The following is a 20,594-nucleotide window of genomic DNA, read 5'->3' as shown; positions in this document are numbered from 1 at the left end:
ATTAACTGCGAAATAGACGGCAGTAGAGCGTTTTGTGCTGCATACTGGCGAGGGCTAAGCCCAAGGTACAGCTTTCTAAATCATTGTCAGTCACATTTAAGCTCTGCTGCACGGTTTGCTGAATCTGGGGTTGAAGTTGGCGCAGAAGCACTTGACCCGCCGTCTGACCAAGGGGAATCAGTTTCACCGCTGCATTGATCAGAGTAGTGACCCAACTATGGAAATAGGCTAGAAGTGCGGTTTCTAGGGGAATGTCGGCAAGGGCAGCGGCAATGCAAAAGGCAACACTGACATTCCAAGGGTAGGGCTGACCAGTCTGAAGTTCTGGCGGTAGGCGATCGAGGGCAGCGACGAGGTTGATCAATGCTGTTCCCATTTGCCAATTTTGGGCACGCAGTTCGGCGCTTTCGCGGGCAGCCGAGAGCCACGCATTCCACTGGTGAACGGCGTCAAAATCACCCTTGGCGATCGCCCCATAGACCCGCCCCATCACTGCTGTTGCCAAGTGAGCACTGCCAAAAGTCAGTTCAAAGGTGAGCCAGTCCTGTACGGCGGCTGCTGAGGTGATCTTGTCTTGGGCAATCAGGGTCTCCAAGCCCTCGGAGTAGTTAAAGCCGCCAATGGGCAAAGCGGGACTCACCCGCTGCAACAAGGTTAACAGCGCTGACTCAGTGAGCATGGTACGCACCGCGTTCGGGACAAAAGGGCGCGACTTCAAACGTTACTATTAAGCCCCGCTGTTCCAGCATGGTTTGCAACACGGAATCTGCCCTCAAGCGGAGATAATCGGTGTGAATTTCCAAGGGGACGTGGCGATTCCCAAGGTGGTAGGCGGCCTGTAGAAGGTCAAGGGGAGTGGTAGCCATCACCTTTAGCGTGGGTTCGGGTTTGGCGTGAACCGTGACGACTACTGTGCCGTCCTCGTCCTGAAGGCGATCGCCCGGCTGTAACGTAATCCCGCGCGGCAACTTCAGATAGAGAGATTCCCCCTCATCACTGTGGCAATGGAGACGACTGCGACAGCGTTCCTCTGCGGTCAATAAGAGGTGCAACTGACGGGCATTTTCCAATGTTGTAGGGCAAAGTTGCGTCAGCGTGAACATCAAACCAGCGTCAACTCGACAATTTTATCAAAGCGGAATGTTTTCACCAGTTGTTGAAGGCCTGCAATCAAGGCGGCTTCTTCGGGTGGGATTTCAGCAATCAGTTCGCGAATGCGCTTGGCATTGAGCTTTTTGGCCGCTTCTTGGAGTTCAGCAATCCAAGGGCGGGGCATCACCATTAGGGCGGCTGGATCCAGCACCTGAGGACGGGGAGCGCTTGCGGGGGGCAGAGCATCCTCGTAGGCATACTCTAGATTTAACTGGGCGGCGAGTCGTTCAAAAATCGTTTGCGGACGGAAGGGCTTGGCAATGTAGTCATCACAACCGAGAGTCAGCAGTTCCTGTTTGTCCTGCTCAAAGCTACTGGCGGTCACTGCAAGAATTTTCGGGGCGCAGACGGCTTCGCCGCGCCGCAGGCGATCGCCCACTTCTTTCTTGATCTGTCGCGTTGCCGTTTTACCATCCATCACGGGCATGCGAATATCCATGAGAATGGCATGGGGCTGCCATTCTCGCCAGATCTCCACCGCCTCTTGACCATTGCCGGCTTCTCGACACTGAAAGCCGACAGGTTCTAGGAGCTGGGTCAATAATTGCCGATTTTCGGACAGATCATCCACCACCAAAATGCGCACTGCTGAGGTGGGCGATCGCAGGCCAACAACGGTTTGTGTCTTTTCCTCCTCTAGCGCTTGGGGATCGCCAAGGCCAATGTTGATCTCGAAGTAAAAGTGACTTCCCTGCCCCTTGGTGCTGCGCACCTGAATATCACCCCCCATCAATTGCACAAACTGGCGACTAATGGCCAACCCCAGACCGGTGCCTTCACTGACTTTTTTACTGCTATCGGTTTGGACAAAGGGCTGAAAGAGCATTTTCAACTCTGCTGGGGTCATGCCAATACCCGTATCACTGACTTCAAAGGCGAGTCGCGGGGGTTCCTGCGCCTTATAGCTGACCTTGAGGGAGACGCCCCCCTCTTTGGTGAATTTAATGCCATTGCCCAAGAGGTTCACCAATACTTGGCGCAGCTTCATTTCATCAGTGGTTACCGCCACCGGCAGATTGGCGGGCAAATCAAAGACCAGACGCAACCCCTTGGCCTCGGCTCGCACCTTGAGCATTTCTTCGAGGGTTTGCAACATGTGCCGCAGATCAAAGGTGGTTTCCTGAAGTGTGATGCGCCCAGCCTCAATTTTGGCCATGTCAAGGACATCGTTAATCAAACCCAAAAGGTGTTCACCACTGCGGTTGATCTTTTCAAGGGTTTGCCGATGCTGCGGTGCAAGGGTGCGATCGCTGAGCAAAATTTGACTAAAGCCCAAAATGGCATTGAGGGGGGTGCGCAGTTCATGGCTCATGTTGGCAAGGAAAATACTTTTGGCTTTGTTGGCTGCCTCTGCTGCCTCTTTGGCCTTGAGTAACTCCCGCTCCGCTTGATGACGTTGATGGGCTGCAAGGGCGATTGTGACAATATCCGCCACATTGGAGACAAAACTGCGTTCCTCCACCAGCCAAACCCGATGCTCGCCAATACTCTCAACACAGATCACCCCCAATAATTGACCATTGAAGATGATCGGCGCATCAATCCGAGAATACACCCTTTGCATCTTGGCATACTCCCGCAGTTCATGGGTGCGCGGATCCGTGAGTAAATCATTGACCACAAGGGGTTCACCGGTGCGCAGCAGCTTCAAGTACTCTGGATAGGGGGGCTGGGTGAGGTAGGTGGATTGAGTAGGGTTGTTGGCAGCAGGGTCGTACTGGACAACACATTTTAGGCGATCGCCCTGGAGTTCCCACGCTGAAGCCCGCTGGACGCGCAGTGTTGTCGCGGTTACTTGGATAATCTCCTGCAACGCCATACGGAAGTGTCCCTGTTGCACATGGGGAGATTGGCTCAGCTGCACCAGAGCCACATTGTGGTCATGAAGTACCCGTTCTTTTTCGGTCAGTTGTTGATTGGCCGCCTCAAGGGCAGCCGTCCGGTGAGTCACTTCTTCTTCGAGGCGTTGATTAAAGCGGTGGAGTTCACTAAAACTTTCCTGTAACTGCCCTGCCATATCCACAAAGGTGCGACCGAGGTTGCCCAACTCATCCTGAGTTGCGGTGTCCACCTCAGCGGCAATGTCTAGATCACCCACTGCAATTTTGTGGGCTGCAGCATTCAGCCGCTTCAGGGGGCGGACGATGTAGCCTGTCACTCCCCAAGTCAGCAAACTAATCAAGCCAAAGGACATCCCCAAAATCCACAGACCCGCCCACGTTTCTTCATGAATAAAGTCAAGCAGTGTGTCTTCATTGATACGAATGGCCAGACTCCAGCGTGCCTCGGGAATCGGCGCATAAAAGACCCATTGGCGCTCTTGGGAAAGCCAATCAGCGACCCATTGCTGTCCCCTTTGACCCGCCACCATTGCTCTGCCTAGGGCGGCAAGATCGCCGTGGTTGTTTTCCTTAGCAATGTAAAAAATAGATTGACCAATGAACTGGACATCGTTATGAAAGATAATCCGTCCCTTGCGATCCAAGACAAAGAACTGGCCTTCTTGGAGGGCTTGAATGTTCATGGTCTGCTGCAGGCTTTCTAGAGCCACATCCACCGTGGCGACTCCCCGAATTTGACCTTGGCGGCGGAAGGGCACCGAATAGGTTACCATCCAACTATCCCCCGCACCCCGATCAAAATAGGGATCACTCCAGCGGGGCTGACCGCTTTGAATTGGCTCTGTGTACCAGTTCCATTGGGGTTGGGTGTAGTCGTAAATTGTTCCCGTATCCTTTTGCCGCCATGTGCCCTCCTGCCGATAAATATAGGGGCAAAAGAGGCGCTTGCGGGGAGAAAAGCTATAGGGAGTAAAGGCAATCGCCGATCCATAGACCAAGGGATTGACAGTGACATTGCGGCGCAAAAATGCATACAGCTGCTGTTCATCGACCTTGGGGAAGGTTTCTAGGGCATAGGCAGTGGTGGTTGCCAGTTGCGCCACCTGCGCCAGTGAGTCGTTAAATTGATCGGCGTAGAGGGACACCAGCGTTCCCTGCCACTTTTCATAATCGGCAGTACTGCGGCCAATCAGGCGCGCCCGAATGTAGAGGAAAAGGCCGGTGTAGATGACAACAATCGGCAGGAGCGTCCCCAGCAAGAGCTTATGGCGAAAGGATAGCTTGCTGAGCATGGCGATCGCCCTCCGTAGGCCTTCCCCTCAATTTTAGGCTGCCTAAAAAGACCAATCCTCTAGGAAAGGGGACTGAGCACTTTGCTGTCGCTGTCAGTGGCCACTTCACCCACCACTTCCGGGGTATTGGCTTCCGAAGGCGGCACCACCTGCCAGAAGAGGGGTAAATAGTGCTCCCACTGCTCCAGAATCATTGCGGCCTTGGCACTCCCCGTGCGCTCGTGGTGGGCAGTAATCAGTTGTTTGAGTTGGGCGGCACCAATGGCAGAGGTGACCCGCTGGAGTTTGACAATTTCGGGGTTGACCTTGGCGGGGAAGTTACTGGCTTCATCCAAGATGTAGGCCAAGCCACCGGTCATACCGGCACCCACATTGCGACCCGTAGTTCCCAAGACCACGACCACCCCACCGGTCATGTATTCGCAGCAGTGATCCCCTGTGCCCTCGACAACGGCAGAGGCTTTGGAGTTGCGAACAGCAAATCGCTCACCGGCACGGCCATTGGCAAAGAGGAATCCACCCGTGGCGCCATAGAGACAGGTATTGCCAATAATCACGTTGTCCGCAGCCGCGTAGGGGGCATTGGCCGGGGGCTTGATAATGATTTCACCGCCGTGCATGCCTTTGCCGACATAGTCATTGGCTTCGCCTGTCAGATTGAGGATCATCCCCGGCAGGTTGAAGGCGCCAAAGCTCTGACCCGCACTGCCGCGGAAGTGGAGGGTAATCTGACCTTCAAAACCTGTGTTGCCATACTTTTTGGCAATGGCACCGGCAATGCGTGCCCCGACAGTGCGATCGGTGTTGACAATGGGCAGCTCTAATTCAACGGTTTGCTGCTTCTCAATGGCGGCTTGCACCTCTGGGCGTGCCAAAATTTCATCATCGAGAACGGCACCGTTACTGTGCACTGTTTCGTGCTGCAACCACTGGCGATCGCTGCGCGTATCCGGCAGCTTCGTCAGGCAAGCCAGATTCAGGGGGGCAGTTTTCGTCAGGGTGACATCTTGACGAGGCACCAGCAGATCAGCGCGACCAATGATCTCATTGAGGGTGCGGTAGCCCAGCTTGGCGAGAATAGAGCGCACCTCTTCGGCAATAAAGAGGAAGAAGTTCACCACATGCTCAGGGATGCCGGGGAAACGCTTACGCAGTTCCTCTTTTTGGGTGGCCACGCCCACGGGACAGTTATTGGTGTGGCAAATCCGCGCCATGATGCAGCCCTCGGCAATCATTGCCACCGAGCCAAAGCCAAATTCCTCGGCACCCATCAGGGCTCCCATGACCACATCCCAGCCACACTTGAGGCCACCATCCACCCGCAGAATCACGCGATCGCGCAGTTGATTTTCCAAAAGAACGCGGTGCACCTCCGTCAGCCCCAATTCCCACGGACTGCCAGCGTGCTTAATCGAACTCAGGGGCGAAGCACCGGTGCCACCATCGTGACCGGAAATTTGAATGACGTCAGCGTTGGCCTTTGCGACCCCCGCGGCAATCGTGCCAATGCCGATTTCCGCCACCAGCTTTACACAAACCTGAGCCTGGGGATTGATCTGGTGCAGATCAAAAATCAGTTGCGCCAAATCCTCAATGGAGTAAATGTCGTGGTGGGGCGGCGGCGAAATTAAGGACACGCCCGGCTTCGATCGCCGCAGCATAGCAATGTAGGGGCTGACTTTCGTGCCCGGCAGTTGACCGCCTTCCCCCGGTTTCGCGCCCTGGGCAATCTTGATTTCAATTTGCTGGGCATTGATTAAGTACTCAGGAGTAACACCAAAGCGCCCAGAGGCCACCTGTTTAATCGCTGAGCTGGCGGTGTCGCCGTTGCGCAAGCCCCGCAAATGGGGAAATTGGGGAGAGTGCCCCTCAGCATCCACATCCGTCAGTACTTGGAAGCGAATCGGATCTTCGCCCCCCTCGCCAGAGTTGGATTTGGCACCAAGGCGGTTCATGGCGATCGCCAGCACCTCATGGGCTTCCCGCGAGAGGGCACCCAAGGACATGCCACCAGTGCAGAAGCGCTTGACAATTTCACTGGCGGGTTCAACCTCTTCGAGGGGAATACTGGGACGATCGCTCTGGAAGTCCAGCAGATCCCGCAGGGCTGTGGGGACCCGCTGCCGCAATTGGCGACGATAGACCTCGTAGTGGTCATAACTGTTGCGGCTCACCGCCCTGTGGAGAGCCTTGGCCATCTCCGGGTTATTCATGTGGTACTCACCCCCCGGACGGAACTGGATAAAGCCAAAGTTTTCCAGTTTTTTGGTTGTGAGTTCGGGGAAGGCCTTCTGGTGAAAAGCAATGGTTTCTTGAGCCAGATCCCGTAGCGTCAGGCCGCCCACGCGGGAAGTAGTACCAATAAAGGCCTTGTTGAGCAGGTCATCGCCAATGCCAATGGCCTCAAAAATTTGGGCACCGCGATAGCTAGCAATCAGAGAAATCCCCATTTTGGAGAGGATTTTCAGGAGCCCCTCTTCTACGGCTTTGCGGTAGTTGGCCTGCACCTGTTGCAGCGTCAGTTGGGGCAGCTTGCCCTTGGCCATCAGGCTTTGGGTGCGATCGCTATGCCACCACTGGCGAATCGTTTCCCAAGTCAGGTAGGGACACACTGCCCCCGCGCCATAGCCAATCAGGCAGGCAAAGTGATGGGTACTCCAGCATTGGGCTGTTTCCACGACAAGGGAGACGCGACGGCGAATGCCTTGGGCAATCAAATGGTGGTGCACTGCCCCCACCGCCAATAGGGGTGGGATATAGGACGTGTCGGCATCCAAAAGATGGGGTTCGCCAGCAAGGTTGTGGCGATCGCTGAGCACAAGAATTTCGGCGCCTCCTTTGACGGCGGCAGCAGCCTGTTCACAGAGCCGATTCACAGCGGCCTCAAGCCCCGCAGGCCCTTGGGCGATCGCAAACTGCGTTGAAAGGCGAGTCGTACCAAAGGGTGCTCTGAGAATCTCCTCTAGTTCCGCTTCGTTGATGAGGGGGGAACTGAGTTGCAGTAGGCGGGCATCTGCTGGGCTTTCAATGAGCAGATTCCCCCGCTTACCCAAGCGAGTCACCAGCGACATGACCAGTTTTTCCCGCAGGGGATCAATGGCGGGATTGGTGACTTGGGCAAAGCGCTGCTTGAAGTAGTCGTAGAGTAGGTGGGGTTGTTGCGACAGCACCGCCAAGGGAATGTCATCCCCCATGCAGAAGGTGGGTTCCTTGCCATCCTTGGCCATGGCCTCAATGATCATTTCCACATCTTCGGCACTAAAGCCAAAGGCCATTTGCTGTTGTAGGCAGGTTTGGCTTTCGAGGGTGGGGGTTTCGCCATAGGGTTGAGGGGCAAGTTCTTGGCGATAGGTTTTCAGCCATTCGCCGTAGGGTTGCTGCTGCGCCACCCGCTGCTTGATTTCCCAGTTGGTGAGGAGTTCTTGGTGTTCCAAGTCAACGGCAATCATCTGCCCGGGGCCAAGGCGGCCCTTTTCAATCACCGTTGCTTCATCAATTTGAATGCTACCCGCCTCAGAAGAGACAATCACAAGATCATCATTGGTGAGGGTGTAGCGGGCGGGGCGTAGGCCATTGCGATCGAGAGTGGCGCCAACAATTTTGCCATCGGCAAAGGCGACCAATGCAGGACCATCCCAAGCCTCTTGAAGGCCACTGTAGTATTCGTAAAAGTCCACCACCTCGGGGTGATCCGCCAAATCGGGCTGGTTTTGATAGGCCTCGGGAATCAGCATCATCATTGCCTGCAGGGGCTGCCGTCCCGATTGCACCAGCAATTCCAGCACATTGTCGAGGTTGGCGGAGTCGCTATTTTCGGCATTGACAATGGGCATGAGATCCGCAAAGGCTTCGCCCCAATAGGGATGGCTCAGTTGGGCGGCTCGTGCCCGCATCCAGTTGATATTGCCCAAGAGGGTATTGATTTCGCCGTTGTGTCCCAGCATCCGCATCGGTTGCGCCAAGGGCCACTTAGGCATGGTGTTGGTGCTAAAGCGGCGGTGATAAAGGGCAAAGGGGGTGAGGTAGTTGGGGTTGCGCAAATCCTCATAAAACTGGGCCAGTACTGCCGAGCGCACCATGCCCTTATAGACAATCGTGCGGGTCGAGAAGGAACAAATATAAAAATCCTGTCGCCAGTCCGCTTTCGTTTGGGCGATCGCCCGCTCAATGCGCTTGCGGGTCAAATAGAGCTGCCGCTCCAGTTCATCGCCACTGGCTTTGCTCGAAGCCACAAAAAGCTGCTCAATCTGGGGCTGATTTTGTTTGGCCTGCACCCCCAACACACTGGGGTTTACGGGCACCGGTCGCCAGCCCAATAGGCGCAGTTCATTTTCACTGAGAACTTTTTCCACAATGGATTTGGCCGCTGCCGTTGCCGCCCCCTGAGGCAAAAAGATCATCGCCACCCCAATCCGCTGGCGGGGAATGCCAAACTCCGGCAACAACTCCCACGGAATCGCCGTCATGATGCCAGCCCCATCCCCAGAGTCGCGATCAGCACTACAGCCCCCGCGGTGTTCAAGGCAGGTCAATCCCTCAAGGGCTTGGGTCAAGATGCGATGACTAGCTACCCCCTTGCGATGGGCAACAAAACCCACACCACAGGCATCTCGCTCGGCCACAAGCCAAGGCTGTCCATGGTAACCAACTTGATGCACGGGAGAAGAAAAGGTGGATTGTTGCATGGGTCTGAAAGCGTTCAATCGACTGAGGGATGAAAACGTTGTCTTGGCAACAGCAACCGGCTCTAGGGACTGAAAAACGCCACGACTCGAACGGGGGAGCCAAGGCGACAGTATAGAGATTAGGGAGTGCTGGTGATGGGGCAACGTATAGGGTCTCTCGCTATTATAGGGGTTTCTCTTGGATCCAGAAACGCCAAAGCAAGAGATTGTTAAGGTTTGGCCATAGGAGCCGGCAAACCAGCGATCGCTGAGGCTGACTTGAGGGCTAGAACGCCGCAGCAGAGAGGGGTTAAGGTTGGCGTTCAGGCTGGCGTGATATCATTAAATTTTCCAACTGAACAACAAGGCTTCCCGATTAATTGCTTGGTAAAACACGCCCATGAGCTTTGCTGCTGATTCTTCTCGGATCATTCCCACTGAGTTGCGGGACGAAATTTCGCGCTCATACCTTGAATATGCCATGAGCGTCATTGTTGGGCGTGCCCTTCCCGATGCCCGCGATGGTCTCAAACCCGTACACCGCCGCATCCTTTATGCCATGCATGAGTTGGGGCTGACCAGCGATCGCCCCTTCCGCAAATGTGCTCGTGTGGTGGGGGAAGTGCTAGGGAAATATCACCCCCACGGCGATTCAGCGGTCTATGATGCCCTCGTGCGGATGGCGCAGGACTTTTCGATGCGTCACCCCCTCATTGAAGGCCACGGCAACTTTGGCTCCATTGACAATGATCCGCCGGCCGCGATGCGCTACACCGAGTGTCGGCTGCAAGCCCTAGCCACAGCAGCCCTCTTGCAGGACATCGAGCAGGAAACCGTTGACTTTGTTGATAACTTTGACGGCTCGCAGCAGGAACCCCTAGTTTTACCGGCGCGGATTCCCCAGTTGCTGCTCAATGGCACCGCCGGCATTGCCGTGGGGATGGCGACGAATATCCCGCCCCATAATTTGGGAGAACTGGTGGATGGGCTGGTGGCCTTAATTCATAACCCCCAGATTAGCGATCGCGAGCTAATGCGCTACATTCCGGGGCCTGATTTTCCCACCGGGGGGCATATCCTCGGCCAAGGGGGCATTGAAGAGGCCTACACCACCGGTCGCGGCTCGATGACGCTGCGGGCAGTGGCCACGATTGAAACCCTTGAAGCACCGGGTCGCCAACCCCGTGAGGCGATTATCGTGACGGAGTTGCCCTACCAAACCAACAAGGCAGCGCTGATGGAAAAAATTGCCGAGTTGGTCAACGAGAAAAAAATTGAGGGCATTGCCGATCTGCGGGACGAAAGCGATCGCGACGGCATTCGGGTGGTGATTGAGCTAAAGCGGGAGGCTTACCCACGGGTGGTGCTCAACAATCTCTACAAGCAAACCCCCCTACAGGTGAATTTTGGCGCCAATATGCTGGCGATCGTCAATGGCGAGCCGCAATTGCTGACCCTCAAACGCAGTTTAGAGGTGTTCCTTAGTTTCCGTGAAGAGGCGATCGCCCGCCGTACCCGCTATGCCCTGCGCAAGGCTGAAGAACGGGATCACCTGCTCCAAGGGTTGCTGGTGGCGCTGGCCAATCTCGATGCCGTGATTCAACTCATTCGCAGTGCCAGTGACACGGCCCTTGCTCGTCAGCAATTGATGCAAACCTATGCCCTCAGTGAAGCCCAAGCCGATGCCATTTTGCAGATGCAACTGCGGCGCCTCACGGCCTTAGAGGCGGAAAAAATTGAGCAGGAGCACGCAGACCTTCAGCGGCAAATAGCCGATTATCGCGATATTTTGGCCAATCGCCAGCGGATACTGGAGATTATTGAAAAAGAAGTCACCGAACTCAAGGCCAAGTTTGCCACGCCCCGCCGATCGCTCATTGTGCAAGCGGATGGGGAGATTAGCGACACCGATTTAATTGCCAACGATAAATCTGTCATTCTCGTTACCCAGCAGGGCTACATCAAGCGCATGCCCGTGGATACCTTTGAAGCCCAAAGTCGCGATGGGCGGGGACGCAAAGGGGCAGAGATTAAAGAGGATGATGCCGTTGAGCACTTCTTTAGCTGTAATGATCACGATCGCATTCTTTTCTTTAGCGATCGCGGTTTAGTCTATGCCTTGCCCGCCTACCAAATTCCCAGTGGCTCGCGCCAAGCCCGCGGCACTCCCATTGTCCAACTGCTGCCCATTCCCCGCGAGGAAAAAATTACCTCCGTCATTGCCGTCCAAGAGTTTAGTGAAGACGAGTATCTGGTGATGCTCACCCGCAAGGGCTTCATTAAGAAAACGGCACTAGCGGCCTTTAGTAATATCCGCACCAATGGCCTGATTGCCATTTCCCTTGAAGAGGGGGATCAACTGCGGTGGGTGCGGCGTACCCGCGAAGAGGACACCATTATCATCGGCTCGCGGCAGGGCATGGCCATTCATTTTCGCGCCAGTCACGATCAACTGCGCCCCCTTGGCCGTGCCACGCGGGGGGTCAAATCCATGAGCCTGCGGCCGGGGGATGAACTAGTGGGGATGGATATTCTGCCGGCGGCGATCGCCAACCGTTTTGCTACCCCCCCGGAGGATGACAGTGCCGAGATGGAAGACGCTGAGGAGACGGTGGCGCACAGTGAAGGCCCTTGGGTACTGGTCATCACCACCAATGGCTACGGCAAGCGGGTACCCGTGCAACAGTTTCGGCTGCAAAACCGCGCCGGCATGGGCATTACCGCCACCAAATTCAAAGCCAAAAGTAACGAGGATCAACTGGCGGCTCTGCGGATTGTCAATGCCGAGGATGAATTGATGATTGTCACCAGTCGCGGCATCATTATTCGCCAAAAGGTAATGGATATTTCCTCGCAGTCGCGATCGGCCACGGGCGTCCGTCTGCAACGCCTAGATGAGGATGATGTGATTGTCACGGCAGCCGTCTTGCCCCCCGGTAGCATGGAGGCCGCGGAAGATTGAGCACCACCGCCTTTCTCACGGGTGCCAGTGGCTTTGTCGGTACCCATGTGGCACAAGTCCTTGCCGAGAGGGGGTATCGTGTCCGTGCCCTTGTGCGCCAACCGCAGCAGGCTGCCCATCTCAAGGCGTGGGGTGTGGAGTTGGTGCAAGGGGATCTCCGCACCAGTGACCTCGTTGCCCCCATGCAGGGGTGCCAAGTGCTCTTCCATGTTGCCGCCCATTACAGTCTGTGGCGGCGCGATCGCTCCCTCCTCTATGCCGTCAATGTGGAGGGCACCCGTCGCATCTTAGCTGCTGCCCGTGAGGCTGGCATTGAGCGCACCGTTTACACCAGTTCCGTGGCCGCCATTGGGGTGGATCCCAGTGGCCAACCCACCACCGAAGCCTACCAAAGCCCCCCCGAAAAGCTGATTAGCGAGTACAAGCGCTCCAAGTACTGGGCAGAGCAGGTGGCTCACGCGGCGATCCGCCAAGGGCAAGATATTGTCATTGTCAATCCCAGTACCCCCATTGGCGCTTGGGATGCGAAGCCCACCCCCACTGGTGAGATGATCCTGCGTTTTTTGCGGCGACAGATGCCCTTTTATGTCAACACGGGGTTGAACCTGATCCATGTGCGGGATGTGGCGATCGGTCATCTCTTGGCCTTGGAAAAAGGCAAAACCGGTGAACGCTACATCCTCGGTCACCAAAACCTAACGCTGGCGGACATTCTAGAACGGTTAGCTGCGATCACTGGGCTGCCGCGCCCCTTGGGTGAAATTCCCGTGGTGATTCCCCTTGTAGTGGCTTGGTTTGATGAAGTGGTGCTGGGGTCTTTGGGCAAACCACCCGCGATTCCTGTGGATGGGGTGCGAATGGCACAGCAAAAAATGTTTTACGATGCCCGCAAAGCCGTGGCCGAATTGGGCTTGCCCCAGACGCCGATTGAGGAGGCGCTCCGAGACGCCGTGACTTGGTACCGCGAACGGGGGTACTGCCCCTAGGGTTTGCGATATAGTGAGGAATGGAAATTATGAAGTTTAGTTAAGAGCTATGTTGGTCGCGCCCTTTGCCTCTCAGTTACCCTTTGTGGAAGAGACGCTGCACAGTGGTTATCAAGCCTTGCAATGGGGCAAAAACATTTTTGCGATCGCCCACAAAACCCTGAGTGCGCGTCTTTTGAATACCTTCTTTCCCACCGAAGAGCGGACGCAACCCCTTAGCCCTGAATTGCAAGCATGGCTCAAGGAACGTTATGAAGCCCTACTCCAGCAGGATTGGCAGGATGCGGCGGCTGGCTTGTATCCCCCCTCACTTCTCTTTGATGCCCCTTGGGAAGAGTTTTTGCGCTTTTATCCAGTGCTGTGGCTAGATTTGCCGCAGATGTGGCAGCGGGCGCGATCGCGCCAATTTCAGGAGTTTGCCAAAGACGTGCGCCTTGAAGACTATCCGCAGTATTATCGCCAAAACTTCCACTACCAAACCGACGGCTACCTCAGTGAAACCTCCGCCAACCTCTACGATGTTCAAGTGGAACTGCTCTTTGGCGGCACGGCAGATGCGATGCGGCGGCGCGTGATTGCTCCCATTGCCCAACATTTTGCCACTCATCCTCCTACGCCACCTGTACGCATTCTCGATGTTGCCTGTGGCACCGGTCGCACCCTGAAACAACTGCGCTATGGCTTTCCAAAAGCGGCACTCTTTGGCATTGATCTGTCGCCCACCTATTTGCGCAAGGCCAACTCGCTTCTTGCTACCCAGACCGGGGATTTGCCACAACTCATTCAGGGGAATGCCGAGACCCTACCCTACGTGGACAACTACTTTAGTGCTATCACCTGTGTCTTTCTCTTCCATGAACTGCCCGCCCCAGTGCGCCAAAACGTGATTAATGAATGCGCCCGCGTTCTCCAGCCGGGGGGTGTCTTTGTCATCTGTGACTCGATTCAAGCCTTGGATTCCCCAGAGCAGCGCCCGATGATGGAAAACTTTGCCAACCTTTTCCACGAACCCTTTTACCGCAACTACATCGAAGATGATCTCAACATCCGCTTAGAAAAGGCGGGCCTAGTGGTCAAAGAGGTGCAGCACCACTTTATGAGTAAGTATTGGGTGGCCCTTAAGGCTTCTTAGCCAAAAGTACCAGTCCGCTACACTTTGTAACGGTGCCCACCTCCTGCAATGCGGGACTGCTAGGCTGAACACAGTACGTCAAAATGTCTTTTCCCTGTGGCAGTCTGGAGGGTTAATTGATGGATGGGCTGGCATGGCAAGCGGAGTTTGTCTCTGGCTTGGCGGAAATCGATCAGGAACATCAGGCACTGCTGGAGATGTTGCAGCAGTTACGCTCGGCGATCGCTGAGGGAGCAACCTTTTCGCAAGTGAAGCTGCAATTACCAGAGTGCGCTAGCGAAACGGAACGCCACTTCCAGCACGAAGAAACTCTGATGGCTGCCGCCAACCATCCCCTCTATCTCTCCCACCGTGCGGCTCACCAAAATCTGCTACGGGATTTGAGTGGGGTGCTTGAGGAGGTGCAGGGTCATCCTGAAAAGCTGACGCCAGAGACGATTGAGGCGATTGGTGCCCTCGTGGTGCGCCATATTCGCGAAGAAGATCTGCCAATGCTCTACCTGCTCACCCATCCCGAGGAGCTAGCACAGCAACAAGCGGCTGAATTAACGGCTGAAAATGCGTTTTAGCTCCCTGTGCTAACTGCTGGTTTTGCGATGTTGGATTGCCGTTAAGCCACTGCTTTGCAGCAACTCACCACTCTCGACCACGGCGTAGATGAGCCAGTGGTTGCCACAGTTCATGCGGGATTCTACCGTACATTCCAAATAGGCAAGGGCATCGAGCAAAATCGGGGCACCACTCTCAGCGCTTTTGAGGCCAAGGGTGGCTAACTGTTGCTCACCAAGGCGTTGCGCCTGCTGAAATTGGCGAACGAGGGGACTGCCTTCCTTGAGAATATTCAAGACAAAGCGATCGCCCACCAAGCAGAGGCTTTCTGCCCATTCCTGCGGCAAGGACACTGTGATACCGGGGGGATTAAACGAGGCTTGGGAGACCGACGACACCAAAATCGCTGCCGCTTGGGTAAGGTGAAAACACCCTTCCGGTAGTGTGGTCAGAACACACAGGGAACCCACGACCCGGTTCATGGCTTGTTCGGTGCGATCCACCTGTGCCTCCACGAGACTGGGGGGGCGGACGGTGCGACTCTTGCGCAGTTTCTTCAGGGCTTGGGCAAACTCGTTGGCAGCAATTTGGCATTTTTCAAGATCGCTCGCCGTGGGGGTAAACTTCACCCGCAGCGTTTCAAAGCCAAGGGTATAGCCCGCATCAAGCAACTTTTGCTCAATGTCATCAATGGCCTCGCCACTCCAACCATAGGAGCCAAAGACCCCCGCCAGCTTGGTTTGGCTGCCCTCCGCCAAGATAAACCCCAAAGCGGTTTGCACCTGTGTCGGCATGTGTCCCCCTAGGGTGGGCGAGCCAATGATAAAGCCGTCGCTACTGTGGATCAGAGCTTGCATTTCTGCTGGGGGTGTGGTTTCACAGTTAATGGCTTCCACTTGAACGCCGGCGGCGGTTAAGCCTTGGGCGATCGCGTTGGCTAGAATTGCTGTATTGCCATAGGCAGAGGCATAGAAAAGTGCCACCTTGGTGTCCTGTTCCGTTTGGGCTTGGCACCAGTCGCGATAGTCCTGAAAGAGGCGGCTACGGCTAAACTTGACCATCGGGCCGTGGGCGGGGGCATAGAGGCGCGGTGGCGGTGTCAGTTCTACCAAGCGATCCAAAATACTTTCCACTTGGCGGGTTTGCGCCGCATGCAGACATTCAAAGTAGTAGGCACGATCCGCATCGAGTTTTTTCCACTGCTCATCGTAGAGGCTATCGCCACAGACATGGGCACCAAAGAGCTTATCGGTAAACACAATTTGATTCTGAGGATCAACGGTGATCAAGCCATCGGGCCAGCGGGGCGTAGCAGCAGCAATAAACGCCAGTTGGCGATCGCCCCCTAACTCTAGGGGTGTTTCCGCACGGGGAATCCAGAGATTCAATTGCTCGCCAAGGGTGGAGCGCAAGGTTACTGCCCCTGCTTTAGAGCAGACGATAATGATCTGGGGCGCTTTTTCCAGCAAAACCTTGACGGTCGCCAGACGGTTGGAGTTGACATGACTGAGAATCAGGTACCGCAGTTGACTCAGATCAATGTGCTGCTGGAGTTCCTGCAAATAAATTTGGGTAAAGGATTCCCCTGGCGGATCCAGCAGGGCGGGTTGGGGTGCTCGGATCAGGTAGGAATTGGAGGTGGTTCCCTGCTGACGGCCATACTCCACTTCAAACTTCAGCCGATCCCAAGTGCGCGATCGCAAGACCAAAACCCCAGGCGCAATTTCTGCGACTTGAACATCACGGGGACGAGTTTCCGTGAGCATTGGACACCTCCTGAAGACCTATCTGCGGTACTGCTATCGAAAATATCGAAATAGCACTGCCACTATAACGTAGTTTAATCGCCTAGGGAATTACCAGTAAAAACTTTTATTCTTGATCATTGATGTTTTATTTGATTATTTTTCAAATAGCAAAATCATTATTTCAAATCGCAAGGTTGTTAAGTCATGGGGATTCAAAAAATGGTTAACGCTTAAAAACTTGAATAATTTCCAATCCTATCAAATTAAGAGATTCAATGTTATGGTTTTTGATCTTTGTTTTTATATTTGCTTTATAAGCAGCATCAATAAATACAACCCTTTTTTAGAATATGGGGCACGTGACGGGTATGCAATCCTCTCCCGCCCTGGCAGTTTTGAGCCTGTGTCGGGCTGTAGTTCGAGTTACTGAATGGATGCGTTTTTTTTCAGCGGTGAGGACAGTTCTGCGATTGCGCCAGCAAAACAACTATGCGATCCAAACCAGCACGGAGTTGAGCCGTGGCCTCCCCCCCTTGATTGACCACAAGACTAAAGACGAGGGGGCGATCCTGCACGGGTTCTACATAGCCCGCTAGGGCAACGACGCCCCGCAGTGTGCCGGTTTTCGCCCAGACGCGATCTTGAGCTGCTGTATTACGAAAGCGCTGGCGTAACGTCCCCGATCGCCCAGCAAGGGGGAGCGATCGCCGCCACAGCGAGGCATCCTTTGTTTGCGTTATATGTTGCAGCAGCGTGACTAAACCATTGGGGGTCAGCCAATTTTGCCGCGAGAGTCCCGAACCATCCACTAAAACCGCCCCTTGGACACCGATGCGCTCTAGATAGCGTTGGCGATAGCCGGGTTGTGCTGCCTCCAGAGCGGCAAGGAGCATTTCTGCATAGAAATTGTCACTCTCTTGGAGAACCGGCAAAATTAAGGCTTCTAGGGGGGGTGAGGCATGGCGCACCAACACATCCGGTAGGGGGTCTGCTGTCTCCACTAAGTGAATCTGCCGGATGTGAATGCCCGCTTGGGCAAAGGCCCGCTGCACCTGTTGTTGAAGATAGGGGGCAGGCTGAGGGAGGGGAATGCGCATTTCTGCTGGCTCACTGCCGACGTGGAGTTGACCCCGCACAATGATCTGCTGGCCGCGCACCTCACTTTCTAGAAATTCCGGCTCAGAGGGAGCCACGGTGCGGGTCTCATTCACCACCTGAAAATGAGTCTGCGGCTGCCGTAGTACCAAGGGTTGCCCCAACTGTTGGGGTATGACCTCTAGGTTCAGGGCATTTTGATTGAGACTAAAGCGCGTCACTACGGCGGCATAGCCCATCGTCAGGTCTTCGATCGCCCATGTGGGTTCGATCGTTACGGGTGTGACACCGCCGATTTCCAAGATTGGAATCTGGCGAATCCCCTGCTGAGCAAGACGGCTGGCCATTTGTTGCAGGTCTTGGCTGCTGAAACTGGGGTCAAAACTGCCCTGAAGACGCACCGTTTTTTGGTCGGGCGATCGCGTGCTGAGGGTGGTCTCAAAGAAATGATTAGCTCCCCAATAGTCTAAGGCGGCAGCCACTGTCGTTAGCTTGACATTCGAGGCCACCAGAAAGAGCTTTTTCCCTTGGTAGTCGTAGAGAAGATCCCCCGTGGTTAAATCCCGCACGACCATGCCCCACTGACCCCGTTGCCATTGGGGATTTTGAATTTCCTGTTGCAGGGCACGAGCCAAATCTTGGCGGCAGAGACCGAAGGCGGCAGGTGAAACCAGCAGGACAATCAGACTAGCAGGGGGCAGAAGCCATCGAAGCCATGCCATGAAGCACTACGTCCTTGACATAGACGCGATCGCAACGCTGCGTTTCCACACCCGTCGCCGGCTGATAGCCCGCCTTTTCGTACAAATGGACAGCTGTAGTCATGATTGAGGCCGTTTCAATCCAGATTTTGCGGTAGCCGGCCGCTGCAATGGCTGCCTCCAGATGGTGCAGGAGAAATGTCCCTAGGCCTTGGCCGCGTACGCGGGGATGGAGATACATTTTGCGAATTTCGACAGCCGCTTCGCCCCGCTGAATGGGATAGAAGGCGATCGTGCCCACAACTTCCGAGGCCTGCTCCACTACCCAAAATTGTCCGCCCCGGCAGTGGTAGTAATCTTCAACGTGAACCACATCGGCATCGGCGCCTTCGGGTTGCCAAGAAAGGCCAAACTCACTGAGGACATTAGCAATGAGGTGCATGACCGCTGCGCGATCGCGATCGCACCAATGGCGCACCCCACAATCCCCATAGTGAAGAAAAAATGCACTCAAGGACAGCTGCCTCCCATAAAATTACAGTCCTTTTCACAGAGAGAGAACACGCACAAAAGCATCGAAACCGCTGTGCCCCCAAAAGAACTGTACTGCCACTCTAACGATTCAGCGTGAGGCTCGCAAGATCATTTTGCTACTGTTTTTATCTTTGTTTCATCTTTGCTGCCGCCGCCGCTCTCTTAATCGCCAACTTAGTATAGGAAAAGATGCTGGACAAACGGACGATGCAAGACTTTGGCGTTGTGATTGTCGGTGGTGGCTTAGCAGGCTGTCGTGCTGCTTTGGAAATTTGCCGCCTTGCCCCAGAGACCCCGATTGCCCTTGTGTCCAAAACCCATCCCATTCGTTCCCATTCCGTTGCTGCCCAAGGGGGCATTGCCGCTACGCTGAAAAATGTGGACAGCGAAGACTCTTGGGAAAGCCACGCCTTTGATACCGTCAAGGGGTCAGACTTTCTTGCGGATCAGGATGCCGTCGCCATTCTTGCCCAAGAAGCACCCGATGTGGTGATTGACCTTGAGCACTTGGGGGTGCTCTTCTCTCGTCTGTCCGATGGCCGTATTGCCCAACGTCCCTTTGGTGGTCACACGCACCAGCGCACTTGCTATGCAGCCGACAAAACCGGTCATGCCATTCTCCACGAACTCTACTGCAATCTCCTGAAATACAACGTCACCTTTTTTAGTGAGTGGTATGTGCTGCGGCTGATTGTCGAGGATCAGCAGGCCAAGGGGGTCGTTGCCTACCACATTGAAACGGGTCAACTGGACATTCTGCGGGCACCTGCCATTCTTTTTGCCACAGGGGGCTATGGTCGCGTCTTTAATACCACCTCTAATGATTTTGCCTCCACGGGGGATGGCTTAGCGATGACGGCACGGGCAGGCTTGCCCCTTGAGGATATGGAGTTTGTCCAATTTCACCCCACGGGGTTGTATCCAGCGGGGGTTTTGATTTCTGAGGCGGTGCGCGGTGAAGGGGCTTATTTGGTCAATGCCGAGGGGGAACGCTTTATGGCACGCTATGCCCCCAGTCGCATGGAACTGGCTCCCCGTGATATTACCTCGCGGGCGATCGCCATCGAAATTCGCGAAGGGCGGGGCATCCACAGTGACGGTTCTGCAGGGGGGCCTTTTGTCTATCTCGATGTCCGCCACTTGGGTCGCGAAATAATCATGAGTCGCATTCCCTTCTGTTGGGAGGAAGCCCATCGCTTGGCGGGGGTGGATGCGGTGGTGGAGCCGATTCCTGTACGTCCGACGGTGCACTATTCAATGGGGGGGATTCCGGTCAATGTCAATGGTCAGGTGCGTGCCAATGCCACGGAACTGGTGACCGGGTTTTATGCCGCTGGTGAATGTGCCTGTGTCTCGGTGCATGGTGCCAATCGCTTGGGGAGTAATTCCCTCCTAGAATGTGTGGTCTATGGCCGCCGCACCGGTGGGGCGATCGCCAAAGATTTACCGAGCTTGCCCCAACCCCAATTTGACCCCCAGCCCTATCTACAGGCAGCGGAGCAACAGATTCAGCACCTCTTTAGTCAAGCGGGGGATTTACGCATTGCCCAACTACGGCAGCAGGTTCAAGATTGTATGACCCAATACTGTGGCGTATTTCGCACCGCGGCTCTGATGCAGAGGGGTTTGGAAGAATTGCAGCGACTGAAAGCAGCCTATTCGCGGATTCGTCTCGACGATCGCCAGCGCTATTGGAACACAGAGCTGTTAGAGGCGTTTGAGTTAGCAAATATCCTCGTGGTTGCGGAAGTGATTTTGAGCAGCGCCCTTGCTCGCCAAGAGAGTCGTGGTGCCCACTTCCGTGAAGACTATCCGCAGCGGGATGATGTCAACTTCCTACGCCACACCCTAGCCACCTACCACAGCGACGGCATGAGGATTGACTATCTGCCCGTCACCATCACCATGTTTCCCCCCCAAGAGCGCAAGTATTAAAGC

Annotated in this window: 12 protein-coding genes; 5 read left to right on the top strand and 7 right to left on the bottom strand. The window is 55.1% G+C overall.

Going from position 1 to position 20,594, the window contains the following annotated elements; all coding sequences use genetic code 11:
- Position 1 precedes the first annotated feature (1 nt).
- From RHP47_RS09280 to RHP47_RS09265, 4 genes are read right to left on the bottom strand one after another with little or no spacing between them, the layout of a single operon-like run.
- Complete coding sequence (locus tag RHP47_RS09280) at positions 2-679, bottom strand: urease accessory protein UreF (RefSeq protein WP_149820227.1); 678 nt, start codon at positions 677-679, stop codon at positions 2-4.
- Complete coding sequence (gene ureE / locus RHP47_RS09275) at positions 669-1,103, bottom strand: urease accessory protein UreE (protein WP_149820225.1); 435 nt, start codon at positions 1,101-1,103, stop codon at positions 669-671. Before ureE ends, RHP47_RS09280 begins: the two co-directional genes overlap by 11 nt.
- Positions 1,103-4,285 (bottom strand): ATP-binding protein, encoded by a 3,183-nt coding sequence (locus RHP47_RS09270; RefSeq protein WP_310840322.1) that lies wholly within the window; start codon positions 4,283-4,285, stop codon positions 1,103-1,105. Before RHP47_RS09270 ends, ureE begins: the two co-directional genes overlap by 1 nt.
- Positions 4,286-4,344: 59 nt before the next feature.
- A complete protein-coding gene (locus tag RHP47_RS09265; protein WP_149820221.1) occupies positions 4,345-8,970 on the bottom strand; it encodes a glutamate synthase-related protein in 4,626 nt (1,541 codons plus the stop codon).
- A 379-nt stretch (positions 8,971-9,349) separates the two neighbouring features.
- On the opposite strand from RHP47_RS09265, the gene gyrA reads away from it, so the two are divergent.
- The 4 genes from gyrA to RHP47_RS09245 all read left to right on the top strand — a co-directional run bounded on the left by gyrA (position 9,350) and on the right by RHP47_RS09245 (position 14,598).
- Positions 9,350-11,911, top strand: a complete 2,562-nt coding sequence (gene gyrA / locus RHP47_RS09260; RefSeq protein ID WP_286649569.1) for a DNA gyrase subunit A — start codon at positions 9,350-9,352, stop codon at positions 11,909-11,911.
- On the top strand, positions 11,908-12,897 hold the full coding sequence (hpnA, locus tag RHP47_RS09255) for a hopanoid-associated sugar epimerase (protein ID WP_310840320.1): 990 nt from the start codon (positions 11,908-11,910) through the stop codon (positions 12,895-12,897). Before gyrA ends, hpnA begins: the two co-directional genes overlap by 4 nt.
- A gap of 49 nt (positions 12,898-12,946) precedes the next feature.
- A complete protein-coding gene (locus RHP47_RS09250; RefSeq protein WP_310840318.1) occupies positions 12,947-14,029 on the top strand; it encodes a class I SAM-dependent methyltransferase in 1,083 nt (360 codons plus the stop codon).
- Positions 14,030-14,148: 119 nt separating this feature from the next.
- Complete coding sequence (locus tag RHP47_RS09245) at positions 14,149-14,598, top strand: hemerythrin family protein (RefSeq protein WP_286625458.1); 450 nt, start codon at positions 14,149-14,151, stop codon at positions 14,596-14,598.
- A gap of 9 nt (positions 14,599-14,607) precedes the next feature.
- On the opposite strand, the gene RHP47_RS09240 is transcribed toward RHP47_RS09245, so the two are convergent.
- The 3 genes from RHP47_RS09240 to RHP47_RS09230 all read right to left on the bottom strand — a co-directional run bounded on the left by RHP47_RS09240 (position 14,608) and on the right by RHP47_RS09230 (position 18,564).
- Positions 14,608-16,344 carry a diflavin flavoprotein gene (locus tag RHP47_RS09240; RefSeq protein ID WP_286625457.1) on the bottom strand — a complete coding sequence of 579 codons (1,737 nt, stop codon included), beginning with the start codon at positions 16,342-16,344 and terminating at the stop codon, positions 14,608-14,610.
- Positions 16,345-16,772: 428 nt separating this feature from the next.
- Entirely contained in the window at positions 16,773-18,143 is a 1,371-nt protein-coding gene (dacB, locus tag RHP47_RS09235) for a D-alanyl-D-alanine carboxypeptidase/D-alanyl-D-alanine-endopeptidase (RefSeq protein ID WP_149820209.1), read from the bottom strand.
- A complete protein-coding gene (locus RHP47_RS09230; protein ID WP_399363233.1) occupies positions 18,109-18,564 on the bottom strand; it encodes a GNAT family N-acetyltransferase in 456 nt (151 codons plus the stop codon). The genes dacB and RHP47_RS09230 overlap by 35 nt, the downstream gene beginning before the upstream one ends.
- A 299-nt stretch (positions 18,565-18,863) precedes the next feature.
- Here RHP47_RS09230 and RHP47_RS09225 point away from each other — a divergent pair, with 299 nt between their 5' ends.
- Positions 18,864-20,591, top strand: coding sequence for a succinate dehydrogenase/fumarate reductase flavoprotein subunit (locus tag RHP47_RS09225; protein ID WP_310829036.1), 1,728 nt, complete (start codon positions 18,864-18,866; stop codon positions 20,589-20,591).
- Positions 20,592-20,594 lie beyond the last annotated feature (3 nt).

Origin of the sequence: Thermosynechococcus sp. QKsg1 (genome assembly GCF_031586415.1) — a bacterium.
Taxonomy (GTDB): Bacteria; Cyanobacteriota; Cyanobacteriia; order Thermosynechococcales; family Thermosynechococcaceae; genus Thermosynechococcus.
This window is presented reverse-complemented; position numbering and strand designations above follow the sequence as displayed.

Excerpts from the sequence above, each read along its gene's own strand:
- RHP47_RS09270 (WP_310840322.1), bottom strand. The coding sequence starts at position 4,285 with ATGCTCAGCAAGCTATCCTTTCGCCATAAGCTCTTGCTGGGGACGCTC.
- RHP47_RS09240 (WP_286625457.1), bottom strand. The coding sequence starts at position 16,344 with ATGCTCACGGAAACTCGTCCCCGTGATGTTCAAGTCGCAGAAATTGCG.
- dacB (WP_149820209.1), bottom strand. The coding sequence starts at position 18,143 with ATGGCATGGCTTCGATGGCTTCTGCCCCCTGCTAGTCTGATTGTCCTG.
- RHP47_RS09250 (WP_310840318.1), top strand. The coding sequence starts at position 12,947 with ATGTTGGTCGCGCCCTTTGCCTCTCAGTTACCCTTTGTGGAAGAGACG.
- gyrA (WP_286649569.1), top strand. The coding sequence starts at position 9,350 with ATGAGCTTTGCTGCTGATTCTTCTCGGATCATTCCCACTGAGTTGCGG.
- RHP47_RS09225 (WP_310829036.1), top strand. The coding sequence starts at position 18,864 with ATGCAAGACTTTGGCGTTGTGATTGTCGGTGGTGGCTTAGCAGGCTGT.
- RHP47_RS09245 (WP_286625458.1), top strand. The coding sequence starts at position 14,149 with ATGGATGGGCTGGCATGGCAAGCGGAGTTTGTCTCTGGCTTGGCGGAA.
- ureE (WP_149820225.1), bottom strand. The coding sequence starts at position 1,103 with ATGTTCACGCTGACGCAACTTTGCCCTACAACATTGGAAAATGCCCGT.
- RHP47_RS09265 (WP_149820221.1), bottom strand. The coding sequence starts at position 8,970 with ATGCAACAATCCACCTTTTCTTCTCCCGTGCATCAAGTTGGTTACCAT.
- RHP47_RS09230 (WP_399363233.1), bottom strand. The coding sequence starts at position 18,564 with ATGCACCTCATTGCTAATGTCCTCAGTGAGTTTGGCCTTTCTTGGCAA.
- RHP47_RS09280 (WP_149820227.1), bottom strand. The coding sequence starts at position 679 with ATGCTCACTGAGTCAGCGCTGTTAACCTTGTTGCAGCGGGTGAGTCCC.